This is a genomic window from Pseudarthrobacter linnaei (assembly GCF_055412825.1).
The window spans coordinates 30341-55934 of sequence record NZ_JBVAYX010000007.1; the positions used below are offsets into that span (position 1 = coordinate 30341).

The 25594-nt window shown below is 67.4% G+C and carries 22 protein-coding genes; 5 read left to right on the plus strand and 17 right to left on the minus strand.

Features of this window, described 5'->3' with window-relative positions; all coding sequences use genetic code 11:
• Window positions 1-20: 20 nt before the first annotated feature.
• Window positions 21-335 (plus strand): hypothetical protein, encoded by a 315-nt coding sequence (locus ACZYZ3_RS08800; RefSeq protein ID WP_463963447.1) that lies wholly within the window; start codon window positions 21-23, stop codon window positions 333-335.
• Between the two features lie 17 nt (window positions 336-352).
• Here ACZYZ3_RS08800 and ACZYZ3_RS08805 read toward each other — a convergent pair whose 3' ends face one another.
• The 10 genes from ACZYZ3_RS08805 to speB all read right to left on the minus strand — a co-directional run bounded on the left by ACZYZ3_RS08805 (window position 353) and on the right by speB (window position 14119).
• On the minus strand, window positions 353-1624 hold the full coding sequence (locus ACZYZ3_RS08805; RefSeq protein ID WP_463963584.1) for a 5-methylcytosine restriction system specificity protein McrC: 1272 nt from the start codon (window positions 1622-1624) through the stop codon (window positions 353-355).
• Window positions 1611-3842: an McrB family protein gene (locus ACZYZ3_RS08810; RefSeq protein ID WP_463963448.1), complete on the minus strand. Its 2232-nt coding sequence runs from the start codon at window positions 3840-3842 to the stop codon at window positions 1611-1613. The genes ACZYZ3_RS08805 and ACZYZ3_RS08810 overlap by 14 nt, the downstream gene beginning before the upstream one ends.
• Before the next feature lie 93 nt (window positions 3843-3935).
• Window positions 3936-4214, minus strand: coding sequence for a hypothetical protein (locus ACZYZ3_RS08815; protein ID WP_463963449.1), 279 nt, complete (start codon window positions 4212-4214; stop codon window positions 3936-3938).
• 96 nt (window positions 4215-4310) lie between these two features.
• Window positions 4311-4739 (minus strand): acyl-CoA thioesterase, encoded by a 429-nt coding sequence (locus ACZYZ3_RS08820; RefSeq protein ID WP_463963585.1) that lies wholly within the window; start codon window positions 4737-4739, stop codon window positions 4311-4313.
• 59 nt (window positions 4740-4798) lie between these two features.
• Window positions 4799-6856, minus strand: coding sequence for an ABC transporter ATP-binding protein (locus ACZYZ3_RS08825; RefSeq protein WP_463963450.1), 2058 nt, complete (start codon window positions 6854-6856; stop codon window positions 4799-4801).
• Window positions 6853-8586 (minus strand): ABC transporter ATP-binding protein, encoded by a 1734-nt coding sequence (locus ACZYZ3_RS08830; RefSeq protein ID WP_463963451.1) that lies wholly within the window; start codon window positions 8584-8586, stop codon window positions 6853-6855. The genes ACZYZ3_RS08825 and ACZYZ3_RS08830 overlap by 4 nt, the downstream gene beginning before the upstream one ends.
• A gap of 258 nt (window positions 8587-8844) precedes the next feature.
• Window positions 8845-10596 carry an MFS transporter gene (locus ACZYZ3_RS08835; protein WP_463963452.1) on the minus strand — a complete coding sequence of 584 codons (1752 nt, stop codon included), beginning with the start codon at window positions 10594-10596 and terminating at the stop codon, window positions 8845-8847.
• A 10-nt stretch (window positions 10597-10606) separates the two neighbouring features.
• Window positions 10607-11086 (minus strand): MarR family winged helix-turn-helix transcriptional regulator, encoded by a 480-nt coding sequence (locus ACZYZ3_RS08840; RefSeq protein ID WP_463963453.1) that lies wholly within the window; start codon window positions 11084-11086, stop codon window positions 10607-10609.
• 259 nt (window positions 11087-11345) lie between these two features.
• Window positions 11346-13034 (minus strand): thiamine pyrophosphate-binding protein, encoded by a 1689-nt coding sequence (locus tag ACZYZ3_RS08845; RefSeq protein WP_463963454.1) that lies wholly within the window; start codon window positions 13032-13034, stop codon window positions 11346-11348.
• On the minus strand, window positions 13031-14119 hold the full coding sequence (speB, locus tag ACZYZ3_RS08850; protein WP_463963455.1) for an agmatinase: 1089 nt from the start codon (window positions 14117-14119) through the stop codon (window positions 13031-13033). The genes ACZYZ3_RS08845 and speB overlap by 4 nt, the downstream gene beginning before the upstream one ends.
• 310 nt (window positions 14120-14429) lie before the next feature.
• On the opposite strand from speB, the gene ACZYZ3_RS08855 reads away from it, so the two are divergent.
• Complete coding sequence (locus ACZYZ3_RS08855; protein ID WP_463963456.1) at window positions 14430-15254, plus strand: DUF559 domain-containing protein; 825 nt, start codon at window positions 14430-14432, stop codon at window positions 15252-15254.
• Between the two features lie 131 nt (window positions 15255-15385).
• On the opposite strand, the gene ACZYZ3_RS08860 is transcribed toward ACZYZ3_RS08855, so the two are convergent.
• Window positions 15386-15961, minus strand: a complete 576-nt coding sequence (locus ACZYZ3_RS08860) for a helix-turn-helix domain-containing protein (protein WP_463963457.1) — start codon at window positions 15959-15961, stop codon at window positions 15386-15388.
• A 307-nt stretch (window positions 15962-16268) separates the two neighbouring features.
• Here ACZYZ3_RS08860 and ACZYZ3_RS08865 point away from each other — a divergent pair, with 307 nt between their 5' ends.
• Window positions 16269-17792, plus strand: a complete 1524-nt coding sequence (locus tag ACZYZ3_RS08865; protein WP_463963458.1) for a sodium:solute symporter family protein — start codon at window positions 16269-16271, stop codon at window positions 17790-17792.
• Window positions 17793-18051: 259 nt separating this feature from the next.
• Here ACZYZ3_RS08865 and ACZYZ3_RS08870 read toward each other — a convergent pair whose 3' ends face one another.
• Window positions 18052-18288, minus strand: coding sequence for a hypothetical protein (locus ACZYZ3_RS08870; protein WP_463963459.1), 237 nt, complete (start codon window positions 18286-18288; stop codon window positions 18052-18054).
• A 263-nt stretch (window positions 18289-18551) separates the two neighbouring features.
• On the opposite strand from ACZYZ3_RS08870, the gene ACZYZ3_RS08875 reads away from it, so the two are divergent.
• Both ACZYZ3_RS08875 and ACZYZ3_RS08880 read left to right on the plus strand, forming a co-directional pair.
• Complete coding sequence (locus ACZYZ3_RS08875; RefSeq protein ID WP_463963460.1) at window positions 18552-19721, plus strand: VIT1/CCC1 transporter family protein; 1170 nt, start codon at window positions 18552-18554, stop codon at window positions 19719-19721.
• The gene (locus ACZYZ3_RS08880) at window positions 19721-20626 is read left to right on the plus strand and encodes a matrixin family metalloprotease (protein WP_463963461.1); all 906 of its coding nucleotides are present in this window, start codon (window positions 19721-19723) and stop codon (window positions 20624-20626) included. The genes ACZYZ3_RS08875 and ACZYZ3_RS08880 overlap by 1 nt, the downstream gene beginning before the upstream one ends.
• 4 nt (window positions 20627-20630) lie before the next feature.
• Here the strand turns inward: ACZYZ3_RS08880 and ACZYZ3_RS08885 are convergent, their stop codons facing one another.
• From ACZYZ3_RS08885 to ACZYZ3_RS08905, 5 genes are all read right to left on the minus strand, one after another.
• Entirely contained in the window at window positions 20631-21764 is a 1134-nt protein-coding gene (locus ACZYZ3_RS08885; RefSeq protein WP_463963462.1) for an LOG family protein, read from the minus strand.
• A 129-nt stretch (window positions 21765-21893) separates the two neighbouring features.
• Window positions 21894-22667, minus strand: coding sequence for an SDR family NAD(P)-dependent oxidoreductase (locus tag ACZYZ3_RS08890; RefSeq protein WP_463963463.1), 774 nt, complete (start codon window positions 22665-22667; stop codon window positions 21894-21896).
• A 28-nt stretch (window positions 22668-22695) separates the two neighbouring features.
• Window positions 22696-24078 carry an MFS transporter gene (locus ACZYZ3_RS08895; RefSeq protein WP_463963464.1) on the minus strand — a complete coding sequence of 461 codons (1383 nt, stop codon included), beginning with the start codon at window positions 24076-24078 and terminating at the stop codon, window positions 22696-22698.
• 187 nt (window positions 24079-24265) lie between these two features.
• Window positions 24266-24973, minus strand: a complete 708-nt coding sequence (locus ACZYZ3_RS08900; RefSeq protein WP_463963586.1) for a FadR/GntR family transcriptional regulator — start codon at window positions 24971-24973, stop codon at window positions 24266-24268.
• Window positions 24974-25089: 116 nt separating this feature from the next.
• Window positions 25090-25575, minus strand: coding sequence for an SRPBCC family protein (locus tag ACZYZ3_RS08905; RefSeq protein WP_463963465.1), 486 nt, complete (start codon window positions 25573-25575; stop codon window positions 25090-25092).
• Window positions 25576-25594: the final 19 nt, after the last annotated feature.

Below are 25594 nucleotides of genomic sequence, written 5' to 3' on the forward strand. Positions count from 1 at the left end.
ACTCCACGGGAGAGCGCCAGATGCCGCACCTGCATTGGTCCACCACGTCGCCTGCGACGCGGCCATCAAAGTCGTCCCCCGGCTCACGACCGCCGGAGCACCGGCGCTCCACTACGGCCGTCCACGCCGACCACGCCGACCACGTCGACCCCGATCTCGGCCCCCTGCGCCGGCAGGTATCCGCGATCATTGATGCGATCCTCTCCGACACCAAGCCGGACGAGGCTCAGGTCCGCGAGAGGCTCCGCCGACACGTCGCCAATAACCCCGGCCAGCCGGAAAAGGCTCTCCTGGGCCACCTGCTGTCCGTTTCCGTGGATCAGGCTGTCGGCTAGCTACTCCGCGGAGGTCGTCAGCGGCTGATGGTTGCCTGACGGACGACTTCACCCCACGACTGCTGCGCGAGGTCCGCAACGGAGGCCAGGATTTCCGACGGCGGCCTGGACAGGTCCAGCGGGAACTCCACCACGTCCATGTCAGTGTTGAGGATTCGGCGCAGTTTGATCTCTCCCGCGCCCGGATACACCAGCCAGGCCGTCGGCACCCGCAACGAGGTGCAGTACGCCAGCATCCGGTAGTGGTCCCCCGTAAGTGACGCCCCGGCGTCGGCCGCGGCCTGGTATTTAGCGTCGTAGACCACCACCGGCCGCCCGCCCAGCAGATGCACGGCGCCGGGCTGCACCACGATCCGGTCCGAGTCGCGCACAGCTTCAGTGAGCAGGGCGTTGTACCGCAGCCGCATCTCCCCCGGGTACGCCGCCATGGCCTCGCGGAGCGCCGCGCCGACGAAATCCTCGAACACCACGGACATGTCCACCACAAACGACGCCGACTGCTGCGTGCCGTCGCCGGCCTCCGCCGAGGAGTGGCGCAGGATCACCTCGGCGAGCCGCAGCGCGCCCTGGTACCGGGTGTTGATCCGGCTGCCCCGCCACACCGGCAGCGGCGCGCCGGGCTGCAGGCGGGTCACGGCTGCGAGCTTGCCCATGTGCTGGCGGAGCCGGCTGAGCACGTCCGGCCGCACGCCCGGGACCCGGGACATCCGCTCCATCGCCGCCCGCAGGATGCGGTTCTCCGCAATGTCCTGGGTGAATTCGTCGTAGGAAACCTCGAGCGGTACGAGCATGCCGGGCCGCCGCGAGATCTGGTCCGAAATTCGGATGCGGCCCTTGACCGTCCGAAGCGCCTCGTCGACGTTCAGGTAGCCCTGCAGCACACCGCGGCCGAGCGCCCGGTCCGCGAGCTGCGCCAGCGACTCGGCCAGCGCGCTCCACAGATCCGCCCCCTCGACTGCGGCGACGGAGTCCTCCCGGAAACCCTGGTCCACGGCGTAGCCCAGCAGGAACAGGAGCCGGTCCAGGCCGAGCCGTTCCTTGGGCCGCACCTCGAGCTGCACCGTCGGGGTGCGCACCGAGCCGATCTTCCCCACCGGTTCGATCCGGTACAGGCCAATGCCCATCGGCGAGGCGTTGGCCAGGCCGCTGCCATTAACATAGGCCGCGCTGGCAGGGTCGAGCCGCTCGACCACGCCGCCGGAGAGCTCGTCGAGGACAACCCTGCGGACCGGCCGCGACCCCGGCGCCCCGTTCCGGCCGGCAGGCGTCGGCTGGCTAGACGCGCGCAAGGCGGTCAAGCAGCTGGTCCAGTCCGAACCGCTCCTCCAGCTGCGCGCGGTTCAGCTGGCCGTGGTAGTGCTCCTCCAGCAGGGGCATCAGCTCGTACTTCCAGATCCGGCGCAGGCCCTTGGGCGTCTGCGCGGACGGCTTCATAAAGTAGGACGGGCCGATCATCAGATCCCGGTCCCATTCATCGATGGCATCGTTGAGCGCGTCCATCAGCAGGGCCGGTGTCGTGTCCAGGTCCCGGGCCTGCAGGAACCGCAACAGCGATCCCTGCACGGGTTCGGCCTTGGGGTGGAGCTCGATAAAGGAGAAGCGCCGGCGGATGGCGGCATCCATCATCGCGATGGAGCGGTCCGCGGTGTTCATGGTGCCGATGATGTAGAGGTTGTCCGGCAGCGTGAAGGGCTCGTTGGGGCTGTATTGCAGGTAAATCCGGTCGTCGCGGTATTCGAGCAGAAAGTACAGCTCACCGAAGACCTTCGCGAGGTTCGCCCGGTTCATCTCGTCGATGATCAGGAAGTACGGCTTGCTCTCGTTCCCGGGCTTGGCAGCCTCCTCGGCGATCCGGCGCAGCGGCCCGGCGACGAGTTTGAACGAGACCTGGCCTTCCTCCGTCTTGTCCGGCCGGAAGCCCTCAAAGAAGTCCTCATAGGCGTATGAGGGGTGGAACTGGACCAGCTTGACGCGTTCGTCGGTGGTGTCGCCGGCGAGCTGGGCGGCCAGGTGCTTGGCGAGGTAGGTCTTGCCGGTGCCGGGCGGGCCGTACAGCACCAGCTGGCGGTTCTCCTCCAGCAGTTCGGCGATTTCCTGCAGCGGTTCCAGGTCCATGTGCAGTGACGCGGCGAAGTCCGGCGTCAGCGCGCGGAATCCCTTGCAGGCAGGCTCGACGACGGCGGCCGGCCCGGTCCCATCGCCGGGCTGGGCTTCCGCTTCGGCGGGCAGCAGCGCTTCCAGGGCCTGGATGACGCGGGTGACGTCCACGACGATGCCGGAGGTGGCCAGCTGCCGCTGCACGTGGCGGGGCAGCTCCGTCATGTTGTGGGTCTCGTCGAACCAGCGGACCTTGCGGCGCAGCCGGCGGTTGTCCTCGCGGTGTTCGGGCTCACCGAGCACCACGCCCACCCGGACGGTGCCGGAGCTCTGATACAGGGCCAGGTCGCCGGGCTTCATCACTGTTAGGAAAGCGAAGACGGCGGTTTTGGTGTCCTCGCGTTCCACGTAGCCGAGGTGCTTGTAGTCCTCATCGACGGCATGCTGGACGAGCCCGGCGGTGACGCCCGGGTCCAGCAGTCGCAGGTGCTCGACGTCGAGTGTGACCGATTCCTCGGCCTGCCAGGTGCCCAGCAGTTCAGTGTTGTCCTGGTGGGTCCGCAGCAGCCAGGCCCGCCGTCCGGGGTCGCCCACCTTGCGCCACTGGCTCACCAGCTGCCGGGAGTACCAGTCGATCCGCTGGCCGGCCTGTTCGTCGAGGTGCAGCCGGATGCGGTGGATGTCGGCGGAAATGTCCTCGTCGCTGTCGCCCTTCGCGCCGCCCACGAGCGAGGCGAACGCGTCGCGGATCTCCTGGCGTTCGACGTCGGCCACGACGGGCTCGAAGTAGCTCGGCCAGACCAGGAATTCGATGCTGCGGCGGATGGCCGGCTGGTCATCGGGCGTGCCGACAACCAGCCCGTGGAAAGCCAGCGGATCCTTGACCGCGGCAGCGACTTCCCCGGCCGGGCGCTGGGCGACGTGCTTCACCATCCGGCAGAGCCATTTGAGGTGGTCCCAGATGGTCCAGTTGAACTCCGCGGTGCGGTCCCGGATGACACCGTGGTCCGTCATCCCCGCGAACAGCTCATCCGGGAGTTCCAGCGGGGGCTCCAGCCAGGAGGCAGCCTCGGCCACCCGCGCGCGCTTGACCTTGAGGGACTTGACCTCATGGGCCAGGGGCAGGGACTGCAGGAAGAGCAGCTCGACGGCCAACTGCTTGGCGCCCCGGGAGGCGTCCGCCAGGTTCTGGCGCAGGTTGGTCATCATGGGCGCTTTGGGATCCGGCACCCCGCGTTCGAGGCGGCCGAGCAGCTCCGCAGCGGCCGGCACCGACCACGTTTTGGTGCGTCCATCCAAGGCTGAAGCCTTGCCCAGGAGCCCGGGTCCCAAGACAAACCACGCCGCATCCTCAATCTCCTTGGAGATGCCGAGGGCGCGGTGCATGGCAGGCTTTTTGGCTGGGGTCATGCCTTCAATTTACAGGCTTAAGCTGGGCGCCCGCATCACGGGGGCGGCCCGAAGTCACCTTCCGGTAGCCCGGCGCAAAGGCAGGACCTGCTGCTACTTGGCCGCCGGACCCCGCTTGACGCCGAACGTGAAGTAGCTGCCCGGGCCGACAAAGTTAACCAGGGTCGCCACGCGCCACAACGTCTTGCTGCCGCGGATCTGCTCCGCCGGCCGGTGCGAGATATCCCGCTGCGCGGCGATCAGCAGGGAGAGCTGGACGACGGCGGCGGTGATGGTGCCGAACTTCGCCATCGGCGAGAGTTCCTTCCAGGACTTCTTCCGCGCGTTCTTCTTGCGCTTGTTCGCCATCATCTGTGCTCGTTTGCTCGCCATGATCTGTGCTCCTTGGTCTCGGGGCTGAGTGCCCGCAGGTTGTTTATTCTAGGGACGATAGGTGGACCGAGGTAGAGCCCAACGGACCGGTCTGGCTCAGCCGGCGGGAACCGGCGCGAAGCGGGCGAGCTTCTCCTTCTGTTCCGGGGTCAGCCGCAGCACCCGCCCGGTGGATTCCTCCACGAAGGCCAGGTGGCTGGTGGCCCGGACACAGTCCTCGCGGGTCACCGGGTCCTGGACGAGGTAGTGGATGTCGAAGCTGGCGCCCTTGACCGCGCCGATCCACAGCTGCACCAGGGCCGGCACGTTGCGGTATTCGAGGGTGCGGACGTAGCGGATCTTGTGTTCCACGATCAGCGCCAGGGTCCCCTCCGGGACCTCACTGAAGAGCGGTACTGGCGGCTCGATCCCGGGCAGCCCGGGACCGCGCGGTGGCCCAAAGGCCGCGATGCGGGCCTCCTCCAGGATCCGGACGACCTGGACGTTGTTGATATGGCCGTAGGCGTCCATATCGCCCCAGCGCATCGGGATCTGCACCTCGATGCGCCGGGACTCTGCGGACTCTGCGGTCTGGCCGGCGGCGCTCAACTGCGCACCGCCGTCGCGTCGTTTGCCGTGTTTTCCGAAAAGGCCGTCTCCGCGTCTTCGCCGGCGAACTGCGACATGTACAGGCGGTAGTAGGCCCCCTTGAGCTCCAGCAGCTGGGTGTGGGCGCCCTGCTCCACGATCCGGCCGGCCTCCATCACCAGGATGGTGTCGGCGTCGCGGATGGTCGAGAGGCGGTGGGCAATCACGAAGCTCGTGCGGTCGGTACGCAGGGCGGCCATCGCCTTCTGGACGAGCACCTCCGTGCGGGTGTCCACCGAACTGGTGGCCTCGTCCAGGATCAGCAGCGAGGGGTTCGCCACGAAGGCCCGGGCGATGGTGATCAGCTGCTTCTCGCCGGCGCTGACGTTGTTGCCTTCCTCGTCGATGATGGTGTCGTAGCCGTCCGGGAGGGCGCGGACGAAGCGGTCCACGAAGGTGGCCTTCGCCGCCTCCATCACCTGGTCCTCCGTCGCGTCCAGCTTGCCGTAGCGGATGTTGTCGTAGATGGTCCCGCCGAAGAGCCAGGCGTCCTGGAGCACCATGCCGACCTTGGCCCGAAGATCAGCACGGCTCAGGTGGGTGATGTCGACGCCGTCCAGGGTAATGCTGCCGCCCTGGAGTTCGTAGAAGCGCATCACCAGGTTCACCAGGGTGGTCTTGCCGGCGCCGGTGGGGCCGACGATCGCGACGGTGTGCCCCGGCTCCGCGGTGAAGGACAGGTCCTCGATCAGCGGCTTCTCCGGGGTGTAGGTGAAGGTGACCCGCCGGAACTCAACGTGGCCGTCGGTCTTGGCCGGCAACTGTTCCGTGGCGGTCTCGGCATCCTGTTCCTCGGCGTCGAGGAATTCAAAGACCCGCTCCGCGGACGCGACGCCGGACTGCAGCATGTTCGCCATGCCCGCCATCTGGCCCAGCGGCTGGGTGAACTCGCGCGAGTACTGGATGAACGCGGTGGCGTCGCCCAGGCTCATCCCGCCGGAGGCCACCCGCAGCCCGCCGACGACGGCGATGCCCACATAGCTGAGGTAGGACACGAACTGCATGACCGGCATGATCATGCCTGACACGAACTGCGCCCCGAAGCTGGCCTTGTAGAGCGCCTCGTTCCGTTCGTCGAAGCGGTCCAGCATGTCGGCGTCGCGGCCGAAGACCCTGACCAGGTCGTGGCCGGAGAAGGATTCCTCGATCTGTCCGTTGAGTTCCCCGGTGTTCTTCCACTGGGCGGCGAAGAGCTTCTGGCTGCGGGAGCCGATGATGCCGGCGGCCACCGCCGAGAGCGGCAGCGCGACCAGGGCAATGAGGGCCAGCTGCCAGGACACGATGAACATCATGATGACGATGCCGATCACCGTCAGCGCCGAGTTCACGAGCTGCGCGAAGGCCTGCTGCAGCGCCTGCTGGATGTTGTCCACGTCGTTCGTGACCCGGGAAAGGATGTCACCGCGCTGGCGGGTGTCGAAGTAGTTCAGCGGGAGCCGGTTGAGCTTTTTCTCGGTGTCGTCGCGTAGTTGGCGGACCACCCGCATGACCAGGATGTTCAGGACGTAGCCCTGCAGCCAGAGGAAGATGTTGGCGACGAAGTACATCACCAGCACTACGCTGATCAGGAAGGCGAGCTGCTGGAAGTCGATGCCGGCGCCGGGGGTGACGTCCATCTTGGCGAGCATGTCCGCGAAGTTGTCCTGGCCCTGGGCGCGCAGGCCCTCGACGAACTCCTCCTTGCTGCCGCCGGCCGGCAGCTGCTTGCCAACGACGCCGCTGAAGATCACGTCCATCGCCTGGCCGAGGATCCGGGGCGCCACCACGTTGAGGACGACGGCGACTGTCACCATTGCGAGCACGGCGATGATGCCGGCCCGTTCGGGCGCCAGCAGGCCCATTAGCCGCTTCGCGGAGGGCCAGAAGTGCTGGGCTTTCTTCGCGGGCAGGTCCCCGAACATGCCGCCGTCGGCTTCGCCGGGCGTGTATTCCTCCTCGGAGAAATCCTCGTCCGGCTCGGTGGCGGACGGTTCCGTGCCGGAGGGCTGGATCTTGGTCTTTTCGTTGGCACTCATGCCACGGCCTCCGCGGTCAGCTGGGATTCGACAATTTCCTGGTAGGTACTGGAGCTCTGCAACAGTTCCTCGTGGGTGCCGCGGTCCACGATCCGCCCGTTGTCGAGCACCAGGATCTGGTCGGCGTCGGCGATGGTGGAGACGCGTTGCCCGACGATAATGACGGTCGCGTCGGCGGTTTTCGCTTTGAGGGCGCGGCGGAGGCGGGCGTCGGTGGCGACGTCGAGGGCGGAGAAGGAGTCGTCGAAGAGGAACACCTTGGGCTCGGTGACCAGGGCCCGGGCGATGCAGAGGCGCTGGCGCTGGCCGCCCGAGACGTTGGTGCCGCCCTGGGAGATCCGTGCGCCGAGCCCGTTCTTCTTCTCGCGCACAAAGTCCGCCGCCTGGGCCACGGTCAGCGCGTCCCAGAGCTGGACGTCGGTGGCCTCCGGCTGTCCGAAGCGCAGGTTGTGCTCGATGGTTCCGGAGAACAGGTAGGGCCGTTGCGGAACCATGGCCACGCGCTGCGTGATCTCAGAGCGGTCCAGCTGGGTGACGGGGACGCCGTCGAGCAGCACCTCCCCCGACGCGGCGTCGTACAGACGGGGCAGCAGGGCCAGCAAGCTGGTCTTGCCGGCGCCGGTGGAGCCGATGATGGCCACGGTCTGGCCGGGTTCGGCGGTGAAGCTGATGTCGCTCAGGACAGGCGCTTCGGCACCGGGGTAGGCAAAGGACACGTTCCGGAACTCGACGCGGCCGGCCTTTTCGACCGGTGCCACCGGGGTCAGCGTCTCGTGGATGGAGGGTTCGACGTCGAGCACCTCGCCGATGCGGTCCGCGCAAACCGAGGCGCGCGGAATCATCATGGCCATGAAGGTGCCCATCATGACGGCCATCAGGATCTGCAGCAGGTACTGCAGGAAGGCCGTGAGCGCTCCGACCTGCATCTCGCCGGCGTCGACCCGCTGGCCGCCGAACCACAGCACGGCAGCGGTGGAGACGTGCAGGATCATGCCGATGGCGGGGAACATCAGGACAAACAGGGCGCCGATTTTCAGCGACACGTCGGTAAGATCCCTGTTCGCGGCACCGAAGCGCTCGGCCTCATGGGGTTCGCGGACGAAGGCCCGGACCACGCGGATGCCGATGATCTGCTCGCGGAGGATGCCGTTGAGCCGGTCGATCTTCTTCTGCATGGACCGGAACAGCGGCATCAGGCGGACCACCAGGTAGCCCACCACCACCACCAGCACCGGGACGGAAACCCAGACCAGCCAGGACAGGCTGAGGTCCTCGCGGACGGCCATGAAGATGCCGCCGATGCACATGATGGGCGTGGCCACCATGAAGTTCAGCCCCATCAGCATCAGCATCTGCACCTGCTGGACATCGTTGGTGCCGCGGGTGATCAAGGTGGGTGCGCCGAAGACGTCGACGTCCTTGGCGGAGAAACTCGTGACCTGGCGGAAGACCCCGCGGCGCAGGTCGCGCCCGAACGCCATGGCGGCCTTGGACCCGAAATAGACGCCGGCGATCGCGGTGGCGACCTGGATCAGGGCGACGACGAGCATCACCCCACCGGTCCGCCAGATGTAGTCCGTGTCGCCGCGGGAGACGCCTTCGTCAATGATCTGGGCGTTCAGGCTGGGAAGGTACAGCGCCGCGATGGTGGAGGCGAGCTGGAAGAAGATGACTGCCCAGATGTATGGCAGATACGGCTTCGAGTAGCGCCGTATGAGAGTGACAAGCATGCCCACGAGTCCTTAGGAAATACCGAGAAAATGAGGCTGGAGAAGAGTCTGGCGGGGGAACATCGACTGGATGTTCCCATTAGTAACAGAGGGCGCCGACAGCCATAGCCATTCAACTCTACGAAACGACCCGCCCGCGCGGAACATTGGAGACGGAAAATCATCCATACGGCGTACCTGTGGAATCTGCGCGCTGCCGGCGCGGTTGCCGCAAGCACTTCGGGGCGGCAACCGCGCGGCATCGCACAGGCTTCGGGCTTACTGGGCCCGGCGCTGGCTTTCGCGCTGCTGGCTGAGCCCCTCGACAAGTTCCCGGTCGAGGCCGACGCTGCCGGTCCCGGCCCCGTTACTAGACCCGGTGGTCGCCGCGGACCCGGTGGCCGTGCCAGCGCCAGCGGCGTCCACGCTGGACCCGGTGGCCGTGCCGCCGCCGTCGCCGCCGCCGCCGCCGTCGTCGCCTCTGGCAGCGGGGCTGACGATGTCCACGGTCCGCCGCAGCGGCTCTTCCTTGATGAAGAGGATCGCAACCAGGGCAACCAGGCCGACGACCGCGGAGACCATAAAGATCTGCGCTGTGGCATCACCGTAGGCGGCCCGCATGATCTCGCGGACGGGCTCCGGCATGTCCTTGAGGTCCATGCTGGCGCTGGCTCCGCCGCCCGCGGGAATGCCCGCGGCGGCCAGGCCCTCGGTGGCGAGTTCCTTGACCCGGTTGGCCATGATGGCTCCCAGTACGGAGACGCCGATGGCGCCGCCGACCGACCGGAAAAACGCGACCGACGCGCTGGCCGTTCCGATGTCGCTGGCCCGCACGGTGTTCTGCACTGCCAGGACGAGGTTCTGCATCAGCATGCCCAGGCCGAGGCCCAGGATCGCGGTGTAGAGACCGGTCAACCAGAGCTCGCTGGTGTGATCGATGGTTCCGGTCAGTCCGAGGCCGCTGATCAGCAGGATGGAGCCAGCAATCAGGTACCGCTTCCACCTGCCGGTCCGGCTGATCAGCTGCCCGGAGGCCACGGAACCGATCAGGTTCCCGGCGATCATCGGTAGAGTCAGGAGCCCCGCCTCGGTGGGTGATGCGCCGCGGGCCACCTGGAAATACTGGCCCAGGAAGGCGGAGGATCCGAACATCCCGACGCCAACGGCGATCGAGGCAAGGATGGCGAGGGCGGTGGTGCGCTGCGAAATGATCTTCAGCGGAATGATGGGCTGCGGCACCCTGGATTCGACCAGGACCAGCAGGGCGAGCAGGGCAATGCCGCCCCCGACCATGGCCACCGTCTGCCAGGACCACCAGCCGTAGTAGTCCGGGTTCCCGGCGAAGGACACCCAGACCAGCAGCAGGCTGACGCCGGAGGTCAGCAGGATGGAGCCGAGCCAGTCGATCTTGGCGGGGCGCCGGACGTGCGGCAGTTTCAGGGTGACCTGCAGCAGGATGAGCGCCACAACGGCCAGGGGGACGCAGACGAAGAAGGTCCAGCGCCAGCCCAGCGGGCTGTCCACAATGAACCCGCCGAGCAGCGGGCCGCCTGCGGTGCCCACGGCCATCACGGCGCCCATGTAGCCGGAGTACTTGCCGCGGTCCCGCGGCGGGATGATGGAGCCGATGATGGCCATGGCCAGTGCGGTGAGCCCACCCATGGCGACACCCTGGATGACGCGGGCGGTCAGCAGCAGCGGGATCGTCTCGGACACGCCGGCCATAACGGATCCGGCCACGAAGATCACGATGCTGAGCTGGACCAGCATCTTTTTGTTGAACAGATCGGCCAGCTTGCCCCAGATGGGGGTGGTGGCGGCGTTGGCCAGCAGGGCCGCGGTGATGACCCAGGCGAAGTCGGTCTGGGTTCCATTGAGCTCGGACATGATCGTGGGCAGGGCGTTCGCGACGATCGTGCTGCTGATAATGGCGGTGAAGAACGCGGCCAGCAGGCCGGTCAGGGCCTCCATGATCTGGCGGTGGGTCATCACCGCCGCCGGTGCCGGCGGCATTTGGGTAGTTGCTGCCATGGGGCGCTCCTTAAACAATGTCGGTCGTATTCATGGATCCGGCCGTCGTTGCCCGGGCTGATGTCCTGAGGGACTCAGCAAGTTTCTGCAAGGTTTTCGTGGTCTCTTCGACGTCCTGATCACTCCAGTCCTGCAGGAAGCCAAGGAGTGTGGCGGTGCGCTGGTCCTCGATGGAGCGGAGCTTCGCCACGCCGGACGCGGAGAGGGCGATCAGCTGGGCCCGCCCGTCCAGCGGGTCGGGCCGGCGGACCACGTAGCCCTGGTCCTCCAGTTCGGCGATGTGCCGGCTGAGGACAGGGGCGCTGACCCCGAGCCGTTCCGCGAGGGCGGTGGCGCGGGATTCCCCCTCCCCCACGAAACGCAGCACGCCCTGGAGCGCCACGCCCGTGTCCTCCCCGCGGAGCTTGACCGCCGCAACGCACCGAACGGCGCGCTGCAGATCGAAGATTTGGTGGACGAGTTTGGCTGCGGTGTCCGGCGCGACTGCCATGACGGCTCCTCTTTGCTTGCCTAAGGCAACAATGTATCAGGAGTTTAGTTACTTTGGGAAACTAACTCTTTTCCCGCCGGGCTCCCCGCTTAAACGCCGAACGCGGACCGGCAGTTGTGCTGCCGGTCCGCGCCGGTGGCGTGAAGCATGGTGTCTGGGCCTCCATGCCGGTGGCGTGGAGCGTGGCGTTCAGGCCTCCATGCCGGTGGCGTGAAGCGTGGCGTTCAGGCGTCCATGCCGGTGGCGTGAAGCGTGGCGTTCAGGCGTCCATGTGGGTGGGGGCGAACATCCTCAGCAGGGTTTCGACGACGACGACGTTCGGCCCGTCTGCGGCGAAACCGGCCTTCAGTGCGTCCCCGACGTCCTCGGGGGCCACCCGGACAGCCGGCACGCCGAAGGCCTCGGCGAGCTTGACGAAATCAGGACGGGCGAGTTCCGTGGCCGTGGCCTTGCCGAAGGCACCGACCATGTATTCGCGCAGGATGCCGTAGCCGCCGTCGTCGACAATCAGCCAGGTGACGGGAACGTTGTGCTGCTTGGCCGTGGCCAGTTCGGAGATGGAATACATCGCCGAGCCGTCACCGGAGACGGCGAGCACCCGGGCCGAACCGCCGGACCTGCCGGTGGTTTCGAGGCCGACGGCGCCGCCGATCGCCGCGGGGAAGCCGAAGCCGAGTCCGCCGGCGCCCTGGGCGGAGTGAAACTGGCCCTCGCGGGCGTCCCAGCAGCTCCAGGCCCAGTACGAGGAGATGGTCATGTCCCAGAACGTCTGCATGGTGGCGGGAACGGCCTCCCGGATGTCCGCCATGAACTTCAGTTCCTTGCCGAGATCCTGGGATTCCAGCCGGGCCTTGACCTTGGCCAGCGTTTCCCTGACCAGGGTCTCCGGCGGGGTACCGTGCCAGTCCGCGCGCTCTCCATGCCGTTCCGCCAGGGCGGCGTCGAGGGCTGTGTCTAGCGCGGCGTCCAGGGCGGCGAGCGCCTGGCCGGCGTCGGCCCGGATGCCCAGGCCGGGGCGGTTGGATTCGAGGACACGCGGTTCGGCGTCGATCTGGATGATCCTGCCGCGCGGTTCAAAGGTGAAGTAGTTGGACGTGACCTCGCCCAGCGACGAGCCGATCACGATCAGCACGTCGGCGTCCTCGAGCAGCTCCGTCATGTGCTGGTCCTCGATCCAGGCCTGCAGCGAGAGCTCGTGGTTCCACGGGAACGCGCCATTGCCGCCGGGGGTGCAGATGACGGGAGCCCGCAGCTTCTCCGCGATGGAGAGCAGCGATTTCTCGGCGTGGCCGCGGCGTGTTCCGCCGCCGGCGATGATGGCGGGACGTTCCGCCGTCGCGAGCCATTTCACGGCCTCACGGACCAGCTCGACGCGCGGCGGGTTGTCGGCGACTTCGGCGAGGGCGTCCTCCACCGGCGGCACCATGATGGGGTCCAGCAGCACGTTCTGCGGGACTTCCAGCCACACAGGACCCTGCGGCGAGGAGATCGCCTCGGTCCACGCGTCCTGGATGGCGGAGGGAATGCCGGACGCGTGCTGGATCAGCCGCTGGCTCTTGGTGACGTTCGCGGCGGAGGCCTTCTGATCATCGAGTTGGTGCAACATGCCCTTGCGGCGCGCGCCGAGTCCTTCGAGCGGGATCTGGCTCGCGATGACCACCATGGGAACTCCGGTGGCGTAGGCCTCCTGCAGGCCGGCCAGGGACGTCAGCGCGCCCGGGCCGGTGGAGAGGAAGAGGACACCGACCTCACCGGTGGCCCGGGAGTAGCCGTCCGCGGCGAAGGCCGAGTTGTTCTCCACCCGGGAGGAGACGAAGTGCAGGTTTCCGCGGCCCATCGCGTCGAAGAGACCCAGGGCGTGCTGGCCCGGGATGCCGAAGACGGTTTTCGCGCCGAGCGCTTCGAGGGTTTCGACGACGAGGTCGCCGCCGTTGCGCACGCCGGTCACTGGGAGACCCCGCTCCCGGCGCGCCGGGCCGCCGGCGTCGCGAAGCCGGCCGGCTGGCGGGATTCCTGGCCGAGGGCCTGGGCAGCGTAGCCGGTGGCCGCGCCGAAGCGGTCGCCTTCCACCGCGCGGTCCGCCATCAGGGTGATGAGTTCATAGGCCACATGGCTGGCGGCGACACCGGTGATGTCGGCGTGGTCGTACGCGGGGGCGACCTCGACGACGTCGGCGCCGACCAGGTTCATGCCGCGGAAGCCGCGGATGATTTCCAGCAGCTCACGGCTGGTGATGCCGCCGGCTTCCGGGGTTCCCGTGCCGGGAGCGTGGGCGGGATCCAGCACGTCGATGTCCACGGAGATGTAGAGCGGACGGTTGCCGATCCGGTCGCGGACCTTGGCGACGGTTTCCAGGACGCCCTGGTAGTAGACGTCGGCGGAGGTGACGATGCCGAAGCCGAAGCGGTGGTCGTCGTCGAGGTCCTTCTTGCCGTAGAGCGGACCGCGGGTGCCGATGTGGCTGATGGCCTCGGTATCCAGGATGCCTTCCTCGACGGCGCGGCGGAACGGGGTGCCGTGGGTGTACTCGGCGCCGAAGTACGTGTCCCAGGTGTCCAGGTGCGCATCGAAGTGCAGCATGGCGATGGGCTGGCCGGCGCGTTCGGCGGCGGCGCGGAGCAGCGGCAGCGCGATGGTGTGATCCCCGCCGAGGGTCACCAGCTTGCTGCCGGAGGCGGTCAGATCCAGCGCGTTCTGCTGGATGGTCTCGATCGCTTCATGGATATTGAAGGGGTTGACGGCCATGTCGCCGGCGTCGGCCACCTGGATGTTCTCGAAGGGGCTGACATCCCAGGCCGGGTTGTACGGGCGCAGCAGCCGGCTGGCCTCGCGGATGTGGTTGGACCCGAAGCGGGCACCGGGCCGGTACGAAACGCCCGAGTCAAAGGGGACGCCGACGACGGTGACGTCCGCCTTGGCGACCTGGTCCAGCCGCGGCAGGCGCGCATAGGTGGCGGCTCCCGCGTAGCGCGGAATGCGGGATGAATCGATGGGGCCAAGGTTGCCATTGGCCTCGATGCGCAGCTCTTCCAAAAGAAAGCCTCTCCTTCGAGGATTGACCGACGGGTGTGACAGCCATCATACACTCGGAGTTGCCTCTTGTGCATCAAATGTTTACCAAAACGCCTGGGCGCCGTCGGGTCCCCCCGTGCCAGCCCAGTTACCTTCCCACGTAGCGGGCCGGCGCCCTGCGGAACCGCGGAAATCCGGGGCTGCCAGGCCGGCCGGGTCCGGTGCCGCGGCGAGTAACTGGGCAGGGGCGCAGGCCGGCCTCAGTCCAGGGTTGTCCAGATAGCCCGATTGCCAGGTTTCGCGGACCTGCGCCACCCCCTGTACTGGCTTCATGGACCCCATGGACTACCTGGCCCAGCTGGGCGGCGTCGCCCGGACCGGACAATTGCTGGCAGCGGGCTATTCCCGGACGGACATTTCCCGCTTGGCCACGCTGGTGCGCCAACCGCGGCGCGGCGTGCTGGCCCTCCGGGAATGCCGCCCCGATATCGAGGCAGCGCTTCGGCACAATGCCCGCGTCACGTGTGCCAGCGCGGCCGGAGACTACGGGCTCTGGCTCCGCGAGCCACCGGCGCAGCACCACCTGGCCTGCAACCACGGCCATGGCGCGGGCTTCGTTCGACACCGCACGGTTCGGTTTGACGGGCATCCGATGCTGCCGCTGGCCGCGGTCGAGGACGTGGTGTTGCATGCGCTGTCCTGCCTCGCACCCCCGGCGTCAGCGGCCATCGCGACATCGGCGATGCGCCTGCATGGAGTGCCGCTGGAATTGTTGAAGGCCCAGCTCACGGCCGACCGGTCCGGCCAGGCCCGCAAAGCGCTGAACCAGCTGGACCTGCGGGCCGAGTCCATAGTGGAGGTCGACGCCCAGCAATTGTTCCGGGCCAACGGAATTGGCTACGACGCGCAGGTGTACCTGCCCGGGATCGGCCGGGTCGACTTCCTGATCGAAGGATTCCTGATCGTGGAAGTGGACGGCTTCGCGTTCCACTCCAGGCGCGCGGACCTGCGCCGGGACCTGGGCCGGAACAATGCCGCGACCCTAAGGGGCTTTGCCCTGCTCCGGTACATGCCCGAGCACCTCTGGTACGAGCCGGAGCGCGTCCTGGCCGAGATCCGTACGGTGCTCGGCCAACGCTCGCGCCCCGCACCCTGACGCTCCCGCCCAGTTACTCGGGTCCACTCCTGCGGGCGCCGGCGGATTTCCGGGGTCCTCCGCTTCCAGCAGGCACCCAAGGGCGGGCAACCGGGCAGGAACGCAGCCTGCCAACCACAGGGCCCGGAAACCTAGCGGCTCGCGGCGGGGACCAGCACCCAGAGGACCTCGACACATTCATCCGTTGGGTTGACCCAGGTGTGCGGCTCGCGGCCCGGGAAGGTCACGGTGTCCCCCGCGTGGAGTTCGAATTCCTCATTTGTAAGGATCAGCCGGATGCTGCCCTTGACCACATGCAGCACGTCGACGTCGCAGTCCACGGCATACAGCTCCGATTCGCCGCGGCCGCGGGGCTCGATGACGGCCTGGATGATCTGGACCCGGCGCTCTGAGCGGGCGGTCAGCAGCCGCTCCACGATCCCTTCGCCGCCCAGGGAGATCCGGGGGCCTTCGTTCTTCTTGGTGAGGTGCGTTTCCGGGGCGGCAAAGAGGTCGCCGATCGAGATGGAGAGCACCTGGCACAGCGTCACGAGGGACGCGACCGAGGGTGAGGTAAGATCCCGTTCGACTCGGCTGAGGAAGCCCTTGGTCAGCCCGGTGGCATCGGCCACCTGCTCGATCGTGAGCCGCTGCGACTGGCGGGCGGCGCGGATCCGGGAACCGATGGCAACGGGAACGTTGCTCGGTTCAACTGGTAGAGCCTTCATTTTGGAACCTTTCACGGCCGGCCGCTCGGCCCATCGTTGGAGCAATACTAACGGGACGGCATCCTCCGGACGCCGGATCCACCCGCGCCGCGTAATGCGTCTTGACTGTTACCCGGATCACAAATACTGTGTGGCAACAAGCGTTGCCTATTGGGCAATAACCGCCACGTGGAGGCGGTGGAGTCACCCGACCAAAGGGACTCCACCGGCTACCCGTCAACCTACCCGTCATGAAGCACCTGACCCCGGCGCCTTTTGGAGTCCCGGCCGGTTCAGCCCTGCTCCGAACAGCTCAGAGGAGCCCTCAATGGACGCAAGTTTCGTCAACATCGCCATCGTGGTGGTGTATTTGGTCGCCATGCTGGCGTTCGGGTGGTGGGGTAAGTCCCGCACCAAGAACAACAGCGACTTCCTGGTGGCCGGCCGCCGCCTCGGCCCGTTCCTCTACACCGGGACCATGGCCGCCGTCGTGCTCGGTGGCGCCTCCACCGTAGGCGGCGTCGGCCTGGGCTACAAGTTCGGCATCTCCGGCATGTGGCTCGTGGTTGCGATCGGCGCCGGCGTGCTGCTGCTCAGCCTGCTCTTCGCCAGCACCATCCAGAAGCTCAAGATCTACACGGTGTCCCAGATGCTGAGCCTGCGGTACGGCAGCAACGCCACCCAGACCTCGGGGATCGTGATGCTCGCCTACACGCTCATGCTCTGCGCCACCTCCACCGGCGCCTATGCCACCATTTTTGTGGTGCTCTTCGGCTGGGACCGCGCCCTCGCCATCGCAATCGGCGGCGCAATCGTCCTGGTGTACTCGACGATCGGCGGCATGTGGTCGATCACCCTGGCCGACCAGGTCCAGTTCGTCATCAAGACCGTCGGCATCTTCTTCCTGATGCTGCCGTTCACGCTCAACGCTGCCGGCGGTTTTGAGGGGATCCGCGCCCGTGTCGACGCCAGCTTCTTCCAGATCGACGGCATCGGCATCCAGACGATCATCACCTACTTCGTCGTCTACACCCTGGGCCTGCTGATCGGCCAGGACATCTGGCAGCGCGTGTTCACCGCCAAGACCCCTACGGTCGCCCGCTGGGGCGGCGCCACGGCCGGCATTTACTGCATCCTCTACGGTGCCGCCGGGGCCCTGATCGGCCTCGGCGCCCGTGTTGCCCTGCCAGACATCGACGTCAAGGCCCTCGGTAAGGACGTGGTCTACGCCGAGGTCGCCACCAACCTGTTGCCTATCGGCATCGGCGGCCTGGTGCTCGCCGCGGCCGTCGCCGCCATGATGTCCACCGCCTCCGGCGCCCTGATCGCCGCCGCGACCGTCGCCCGCGCGGATGTCCTGCCGTTCGTCGCCAGCTGGTTCGGCAAGGACATCAACACCGATGACACGGACAACCCGGAGCACGACGTCAGGGCCAACCGCATGTGGGTACTGGGCCTCGGCATCGTCGCCATCGTCATCGCCATCATCACCAAGGACGTCGTCGCGGCACTCACCATCGCCTACGACATCCTCGTCGGCGGGCTCCTGGTCGCGATCCTCGGCGGGCTCCTCTGGAAGCGCGGCACCGGTGTCGCCGCGGCTGCCTCCATGGCCGTAGGCTCGGTCATCACCCTCGGCACCATGATCATCCTGGAGATCAATGCCGAGGTCCCGCTGGACGGCATTTACGCCAATGAACCGATCTACTACGGCCTGCTGGCCTCCGCAGTGGTCTACATCGCGGTGTCACTGCTGACCAAGCCGACCGATCCCGCGGTCATGGCCAACTGGCACCGCCGGGTCGCCGGCGACGCCACCGAGGAAGAACAGGTCCCCGTCCTGACGCACTAGGGTCCTTGCCCCCAGGTAATGACCAACTAGGTCCGGACCCCTCAGGTCCTTACCCACAGGTCCTGACCCCTCAGGTCCTTACCCACAGGTCCGGACCCCTCAGGTCTTTACCCACGGGTCCGGACCCACTAGGTCCTGACCCACTCGGGTCCTTACAGCGAATTAACGGTCGATGGCGGCGCTCCCTTTGAGGGGGCGCCGCCGTCGGACAATTAAGCCGCCGAGCATTAGGCGGCAGGGCACTCCGCCCGCGGGGGCGTCATTCGTTCTCCTCGGGCTCCAGGAATTCTTTTCCTTCGAGGGGAACGACCGGAGTCTCGTCGCCCAGGAAGTCCTCCTCGTCCAGGGGAACAAGCCGATCGGCCTCTTCGAAAAGCTCCTCTTCCTCGGTCTCCGCGCCATCGCTCACGGGCGCGTCGTCGGCATAGTCGTAGGCAGGATCGGACTCGAGGGAATCCCGGGCGGGCTGGATTGGCCGTGAGCCGCTGTTGTCCATGATGCAACCTCCGTGTGACTTCGGTGGCGGCAAAGCCCCCGGAGAGCCCGCCCTGGCTTTCATTCGAACACCGCGGACGCGGGCGGTCAAGGGCTCCCGCCGGGCGGGGCTCAGGCGGCTGCGCTAGGCCCCGAGACACCGCCGAGTTTTACGGTCCGCCTAAACCCCGCACCGAGGTTCGCCAGCCGAAAATCCGCGGAAAGACGGGGTACGCTGGATACGCAATGGGGCCGAACCATGCCCTTTCAAGCCCAGGAGCTTCCGTGTCCCAGCACGCCACATCTGACTCGTTCAACCACGAACCACGCCACGAATCCGGCCACGAGGCGCCCGCCGCAACACCGGGTGCGGCAGCACCCGGTCCCGCGGACATCAAGCGGTGGCGGCAGTACCTCGCCGACGAACGCGCCGAAGCAGCCGTCTACCGCGACCTGGCCCAGAACCGCCGCGGCGAGGAGCGCCAGATCCTGCTCGCGCTGGCCGAAGCCGAGGGGCGCCATGAGGCGCACTGGCTGCAACTGCTCGGCGACCATGCCAGCCGGCCCCGTCCCGCCTCGCTCCGCAGCCAGTTCCTGGGCTTCCTGGCCCGCCACTTCGGCTCGGTGTTCGTCCTGGCCCTCGCCCAGCGGGCCGAAAGCCGTTCCCCGTACGCCGCCGACCCCACCGCTACCCCGGCCATGGTCGCCGACGAACAGATCCACGAGGAGGTCGTTCGCGGGCTCGCCACCCGGGGCCGGAACCGGCTGGCGGGCACCTTCCGCGCGGCCGTCTTCGGCGCCAACGACGGCCTGGTCAGCAACCTGTCCCTTGTCATGGGCATGGCCGCCTCCGGCGTCGGCAGTTCCGTGGTCCTGCTCAGTGGTGTCGCCGGGCTGCTGGCCGGGGCGCTGTCCATGGGAGCGGGCGAATTCATCTCCGTGCGTTCCCAGCGCGAACTGCTGGCGGCGACCCGCCCCACCCAGATCACCCTGGCCGCCGCGCCGTCGCTGGACATCGAACACAACGAGCTCGTGCTGGTCTACCTGGCCCGCGGCATGTCGCGGGAGGCAGCCGAGCACCGCGTCGCGGAGCGGATGGGCCTGCTGGACTGCGACTGCGATCCCAGCCTCTCGCTGCAGCCGGAACTGCCGGAGGCCCGAGACGAGCACGAAGCCGTCGGGACCGCCTGGGGCGCCGCGGCGTCGAGTTTCTGCTTCTTCGCCTCCGGCGCCATCATCCCGATCCTTCCCTTCGTGCTCGGCATGACCGGCGTCGCTGCCCTCGTGCTCTCGGCGGCCTTGGTGGGCGTGGCGCTCCTGTTCACCGGCGGCGTCGTCGGGCTCCTCTCCGGCACCTCCCCCGCCTCCCGGGGCCTCCGCCAGCTGGCCATCGGCATGGGCGCGGCAGGCGTGACTTATCTGCTGGGCCTGGCCTTCGGCGCCGTGGTCGCCTAGTGGACGGTCCTGAGTTCCGGGACCGGACAACGCGGCACAGCCGCTCCCGCACCCTGTGGCGGACCGTCCGCGGCCTCGCCGCCGCCGCCCTGGTTGCCGGCGCCGGGTTCCTGGCCGCCGGCGTCATTTTCGGGGATCCGCGGTTCGCCGGACTTGTGGAAGTCAGCGGCACCGGGCCGGGCCGGGCCGCGGCAGGCCAGCCCGGGCAGCCGGCAGCCGCCGAGGCCGTGCGCACGGACACTCCCCCGCCCGGAGTCGGGGAGCAGGACGAGCCGCTCGGGCGCCCACAGAAGCCGGCCGCTGCCAGCAACTCCTACAGGTTCCTGGCCATGAACGACGACGGCACTCCGGTGGGCTATTCGCCGTGCCGGCCGCTGCACTATGTGGTGAACGCGGCGCTCGCCCCGGAGGGCGCCGAGCGTCTGGTCGGGGACGCGATCAGGACGATTTCCCGCGCCACCGGGATCAGGTTCGTCGACGACGGGCCGACCGCCGAAGCGCCTTCCCCGTCCCGCAGCCCGTACCAGCAGGACGCCTACGGGGACCGCTGGGCGCCCCTGCTGATCGCGTGGACCACTCCGGAACAGGCCCCGCAGCTCGCGGGACCGGTGATCGGCACCGGCGGCAGCACCCACTTCAGCTTCGGCGACGGGCCGAAGAGCTTTGTCACCGGCAGCCTGGAACTCGATGCCCCGCAGATCGCCGAGGACCTCAGCCGGACGGACGGGGCCGCGTACGCCACCGCGGTGATCCTGCACGAGCTCGGCCATGTCATGGGCCTGGAGCATGTGGATGACCCAGTGCAGCTGATGTACCCCGAGATCGGCGCCCCGGACGGCCTGGCCGCCGGGGACCTGAACGGCCTGTACGAGCTGGGCTCGGCGCAGTGCCGCAAGGACCTCTGAGCCCCTAGACGTCCAAAACGGCGAGCGCTTCCTCCACGGTGTCCACCAGGAAGATGCGGCTCTCCATCTGCCGCCCCGCGGCGAGGCTCTGCAGCAGGGGCCACGCCGGGTAGCGCCTCAGCCAGTGCTCCAGGCCCACCAGCACCATCGGCATGATGGTGCCCGGGGCGCCGTAGTAGTTCTCGCAGGCATCCTGGAAGATTTCCTGCACCGTGCCCCCGGACCCGGGCAGGAACACAATGCCGCCGTCGCACAGTTCCAGCAGGACGGCCTCCCGGATGGCGTTGGCGAAGTACTTGGCAATGTGGGTGGCGAAGAAGTTCGGCGGTTCATGCCCGTAGAACCAGGTGGGGACGCCCAGGGACGGCGTGCCCTCCGGATGGCGTTCGACGACGGCGGCGGCCGACCGCGCCCACGCCGACACGGAGGGCAGGAACCCGGGAACCACGGCGAGGTCGTCCAGGGCGCGCCGGAAGTCCCGTTCCGGCGCCTCGCTCAGGTAGGCGCCGAGGTTGGCGGCCTCCATCGTCCCGGGGCCGCCGCCCGTGGCAACCACCCGGCCGTCCCTGGCCAGCAGCCGCCCCAGCAGCGCGGCCTCCTCGAAGACGGCGGACCCGCGGCTGGCGGCATGTCCGCCCATCACGCCCACCATGGTCCGGCCGGTGCAGAGATCCGAACGGGTCAGCTCATCGAGGGCATCGCCGATCGAATGGTCGTGCAGGGCCGCGGCCAGGGTTGCGTCCAGGCGGTGGCGCTGTCCCGGCCGGATGCTCCACTGGTACACCTTGGCGTCCGGGGTGTCCTCATAGCGGGACTCGGAGATCCCCTGGTAGAGCTCCTGCGGCGTGTACAGCCGCGCGCGGTACGGGTTGAACGGCACCGCCTCGAGCTTGGGGAAAATGAGGGCGCCGCGGCTGCGCAGCGAATCCTCCACGCCGTCGTCGAACGTGCACCCGAGGAAAATCCCGCCCTGCGGGTTCATTGCCTCGAGCTGCGCAGTCCGTCCGCGCAGGTCCAGCGACTGGGCGTGCCAGCCCTGCATGGTCCTGGCCCCGGCGGCCACCAGCCCGTCGAAACTGTCCAGGCTTTCGACCTCCAGCGTGCGCGGGCTGGGGTACAGGCTGCGGGCGGCGTTCATAGTGCCAGCCTAGACCGCGGCCTGGGCCCAGACCCGGCAGGCGCCACTCCGGCAGGCGCCTGGGCCGCCAACACGAAAGTGCCCCCGCCGAAACCGGCGGAGGCACCTGTGCTTGGGTCGGGATCCCGGTCAGGAAACCTGGAGGCCGCCGTTGATGTCGTAGGTGGCGGCGGTGATGTAGCCCGAGTCCTGCCCCAACAGGAAGGAGATCAGGGCCGCGACTTCCTCGCGGGTGCCGACCCTGCCCATCATGATGCCCTCGGACATCTGTGCCTTGCGCTCATCGGTGAGGGTTCCGCCCATGATGTCGGTGTCGATCGGGCCTGGGGCAATGGCATTGACCGTGATCCCGAACTCGCCCACTTCGCGGGCCAGAGCACGGGTGAATCCGAGGATTCCGGCCTTGGAGGCACTGTAGGCAACCTTCGAGAACGTGCCGCCGCCGCGCTGGGCGGAGATCGACGAGATGCTCACGATCCGGCCGAGCTTGCGCTCGATCATGCCCTTAAGGACCCGCTGGGAAACGATGAAGGTTCCGCGCATGTTGATGGCGAAAACCTTGTCCCACTCCTCGACGGTCGTTTCCATGAACGTCGTCGGGGAGCTGATGCCTGCCAGGTTGGCCAGGGCAACAATCGGCGGGAGAGAGTCCTCGACCTCGGTGATGGCCCGGTCAACGGACGCCGCATCGGACACGTCCGCCCCGACGCCGATGGCCTTGACCGCGCGGTTGGAACCGATCTCCGCGGCGGCAGCCTTGGCGTCTTCCGCATTGATGTCCAGGATTGCGATGGACCATCCTTCGCTGGCCATGCGGTCAGCGGCGGCGCGGCCGATGCCGCGGGCCGACGCGGCGCCGGTCAGGACAACTGTGCGTTCGGAGGGAAAAGTGGTTGCGCTCATTTTGGTGTTTCCTTCAGGGATTTCGGTATCAGGAGATGTTGGCCGGGGCCGTGGGGGCAGTGGTCACTGCCGCGGCCACTGCGGGATCCAGCGCGGCATCGCCTTCAGGCCGTTTTCGGGCGTAGAGGTAGGTGGCCACCGCGGTAATACACAGGCAGAGGGACAGGAACAGCAGGCCGCTTTGGTTGTTGCCCGTGGCATCGTTCAGGAGTCCGACGGCGTACGGGGCCACGAAGCCGCCCAGGTTGCCCAGTGAGTTGATCATGGCCAGGCCGGCGGCCGCAGCCGCCCCGGTCAGTGCAGCAGAGGGCATGGACAGGAAGGGTGCGATGGCGCCGTAGATGCCCATGGCCGAGGCAGTCAGTCCGATCAGGGCCAGAATCGGGTTCACGGGCAGCAGGTAGCCTGCGGCCAGCAGGCCCATGCCGGCCAGCACCATGCTGACGGCCGTGTGCCAGGCGCGTTTGCCGGTGCGGTCAGCACGCCTGCTCCAGAAGTACACGAAGACGGCTGCGATGGTGTAGGGGATGCAGACGATGAAGCCGATCTGGGTCGTGGAGAACTTGCCCAGCGCAGCGACGATGGTGGGCATCCACAGGCCCAGTCCGTAGATGCCGCAGACCAGTCCGAAGTAGAGGGCGGAGTAGATCAGGGTGCGCTTGTCCTTGAGGCCGGCCAGGAAGTTGTGGTTGCCCGAACTGGACTTGGCGGCCAGTTCGGCTTCCATGGTGCTGGTAAGCCATTCACGCTCGTCATTGTTGAGCCACTTGGCGTCCCGCGGGCGGTCGGTCATCAGGATGGGAGTGAGCAGGCCCAGCAGGATGGCCGGGATGCCTTCGATGATGTACAGCCACTGCCAGCCGTGAAGCCCCATGATGCCGTCCATCTGCAGAAGCAGCCCGGAGACCGGGGCCCCCAGGGCATTGGACACCGGCTGGGCCAGAATGAAGATGCCGAGCACGGTCACACGCTGCGCGGCGGGGAACCAGAGGGTCAGGTAGAAGAGGATCGCCGGGAAGAACCCGGCCTCGGCCGCCCCGAGCAGGAAGCGGATGATGTAATAGGTGGTTTCACCGTTCACGAGGCACATGCCCGTGGCGAAGATGCCCCAGGTGATGAGGATGCGGGCCAGCCACTTGCGAGCGCCGAACCGGTACATGCCGGCGTTGCTCGGGATCTCGAGGAGCGCGTAGCCGAGGAAGAAGATGCCGGCGCCCAGCCCGTAGGCGGCGGCGGTCAGGCCAATGTCCTCGCTCATGGTGAGTTTGGCGAAGCCCACGTTGTTGCGGTCAAGATAGGCAATGAAGTAGAGCAGGACGATCAGCGGCATAACTCGGCGGCGGACCTTGCGGAGCGTGCGCTCGCCAAGTTCGCCGAGTCCTTCGGACTTGAGGGAGGGTGAAGTCATCATCGACCTTCTGTGTAATGGGGCGGCACCTTCGGTGGTGGCGGGACTCCGTGGGGATGGTGGGGAGGTTCAGTCCAGGGACAGCTGGAGGTGGACTGCGTCAGATGTCAGACATCTGACGAAAGAGCATGAGAATGAGCATAAGAGAGTGACGTGGATTACGTCAAGCCCCGGCTGCTGCGCCGTGGGCTCAGGACGCGGGGTTGTGCACGTAGCGTTCGTAGTCCCGATACGTCTGGTCCATGTGTTCGTCCATGCTGCGGCGCGCCAGCTCGGCGTCGCCACTGAGAATGCTGTCCATGACCTTCTGATGGAACTCGATGGCGTGCACCTGGATTTCCTCGACGGCTGACGTCTCGCGCCGCTTCACGTAAAGAAGTTGCCCCAGCTGGGTGAACAGCGCCCGGATAAAAGGATTGCCCGAGGCCTTCAGCACGGCATCATGGAATCCGATGTCCGCCGCCACAAAGGCCTCCAGGTCGCCGGAATCATGGAAGCGCCTCATGTCCGCGATGCACTCGCGCATCTGAGCGGCGTGTTCGGGAGTATGGCGTTTGGCCGCGAGTGCGGCCGCCCCGGTTTCCACCATGCGGCGCATCTCAATCAGCCCCACGGCCACCTGCTCCGCCCCGCTGTCGTGCGAGGCGGCTTTGAAGATCGCATCCAGCCCGGTCCAGTTGTCGGAAGGATTGACGAAGGTTCCCCGCCCGGCTTTCACGTACAGGATGTTCTGCGCCCGCAGTGCCTTCAGTGCTTCGCGCACGGTGAGGCGGCTGACGTCGTAGGCCTTGGCGATGTCGGCTTCGGGCGGAATGGCCTCGTGGGGCTGCAGGTTGCCGTCAAGGATGTCGGCCAGCAGGCCGTCGACGAGGTCGTCAACGAGTGTCCTGCGGCCCATCGCGGTTCCCACCTTCAGTGTTTCCTTTTGCTTCCGGTGCCATCCACATTACAGAAGCGCCCGGACGCGACGGGACCAGCCCCGGGCGGCGCGGCTGTATCCGCGCCGCCTTGGCGTCAGGAAACCCCGGCGTTGCCGGCTTCGCGCTGCCCGGAGCCCATGTAGGCGTCCAGTTTGGCGAGGGTCTGCTCGATGTTGGCCGGGTGGCGGCGGAGGTAACCGGCCAGTCGCAGGAGGATCCGGGCACGTACTTCGCGTGCGTCCCACTGTTCGGTGACGAGGGTGCCCGGGTTGCCGGCGGCGTCGGCGGACGGTTCCAGCAGGTAGCGCCACACGTGGCCGCCGAAGTGCCGCCACGCAATCCGCCGGCCCTCCTCGAACTCGCAGACCGTGTTGAGGATCTTGTAGTCCAGCTTGATGTTCATTTCCATGCCGAACTTCGCATCAAGGGCGAGCCGTTCGGGGCCGCGCGGCTGGGCACCTTTAACGGTGTCGGAGCCGTCGATCACGCTGTGCAGTGCCGGGTTGGCGAGCACCTCGAAGATGGCTTCCGGAGCGGCCGCTATGAAGCGGCTGCGGGACACGAGATATCTGTTGGTCATCCGGCAATCCTAGACCTGC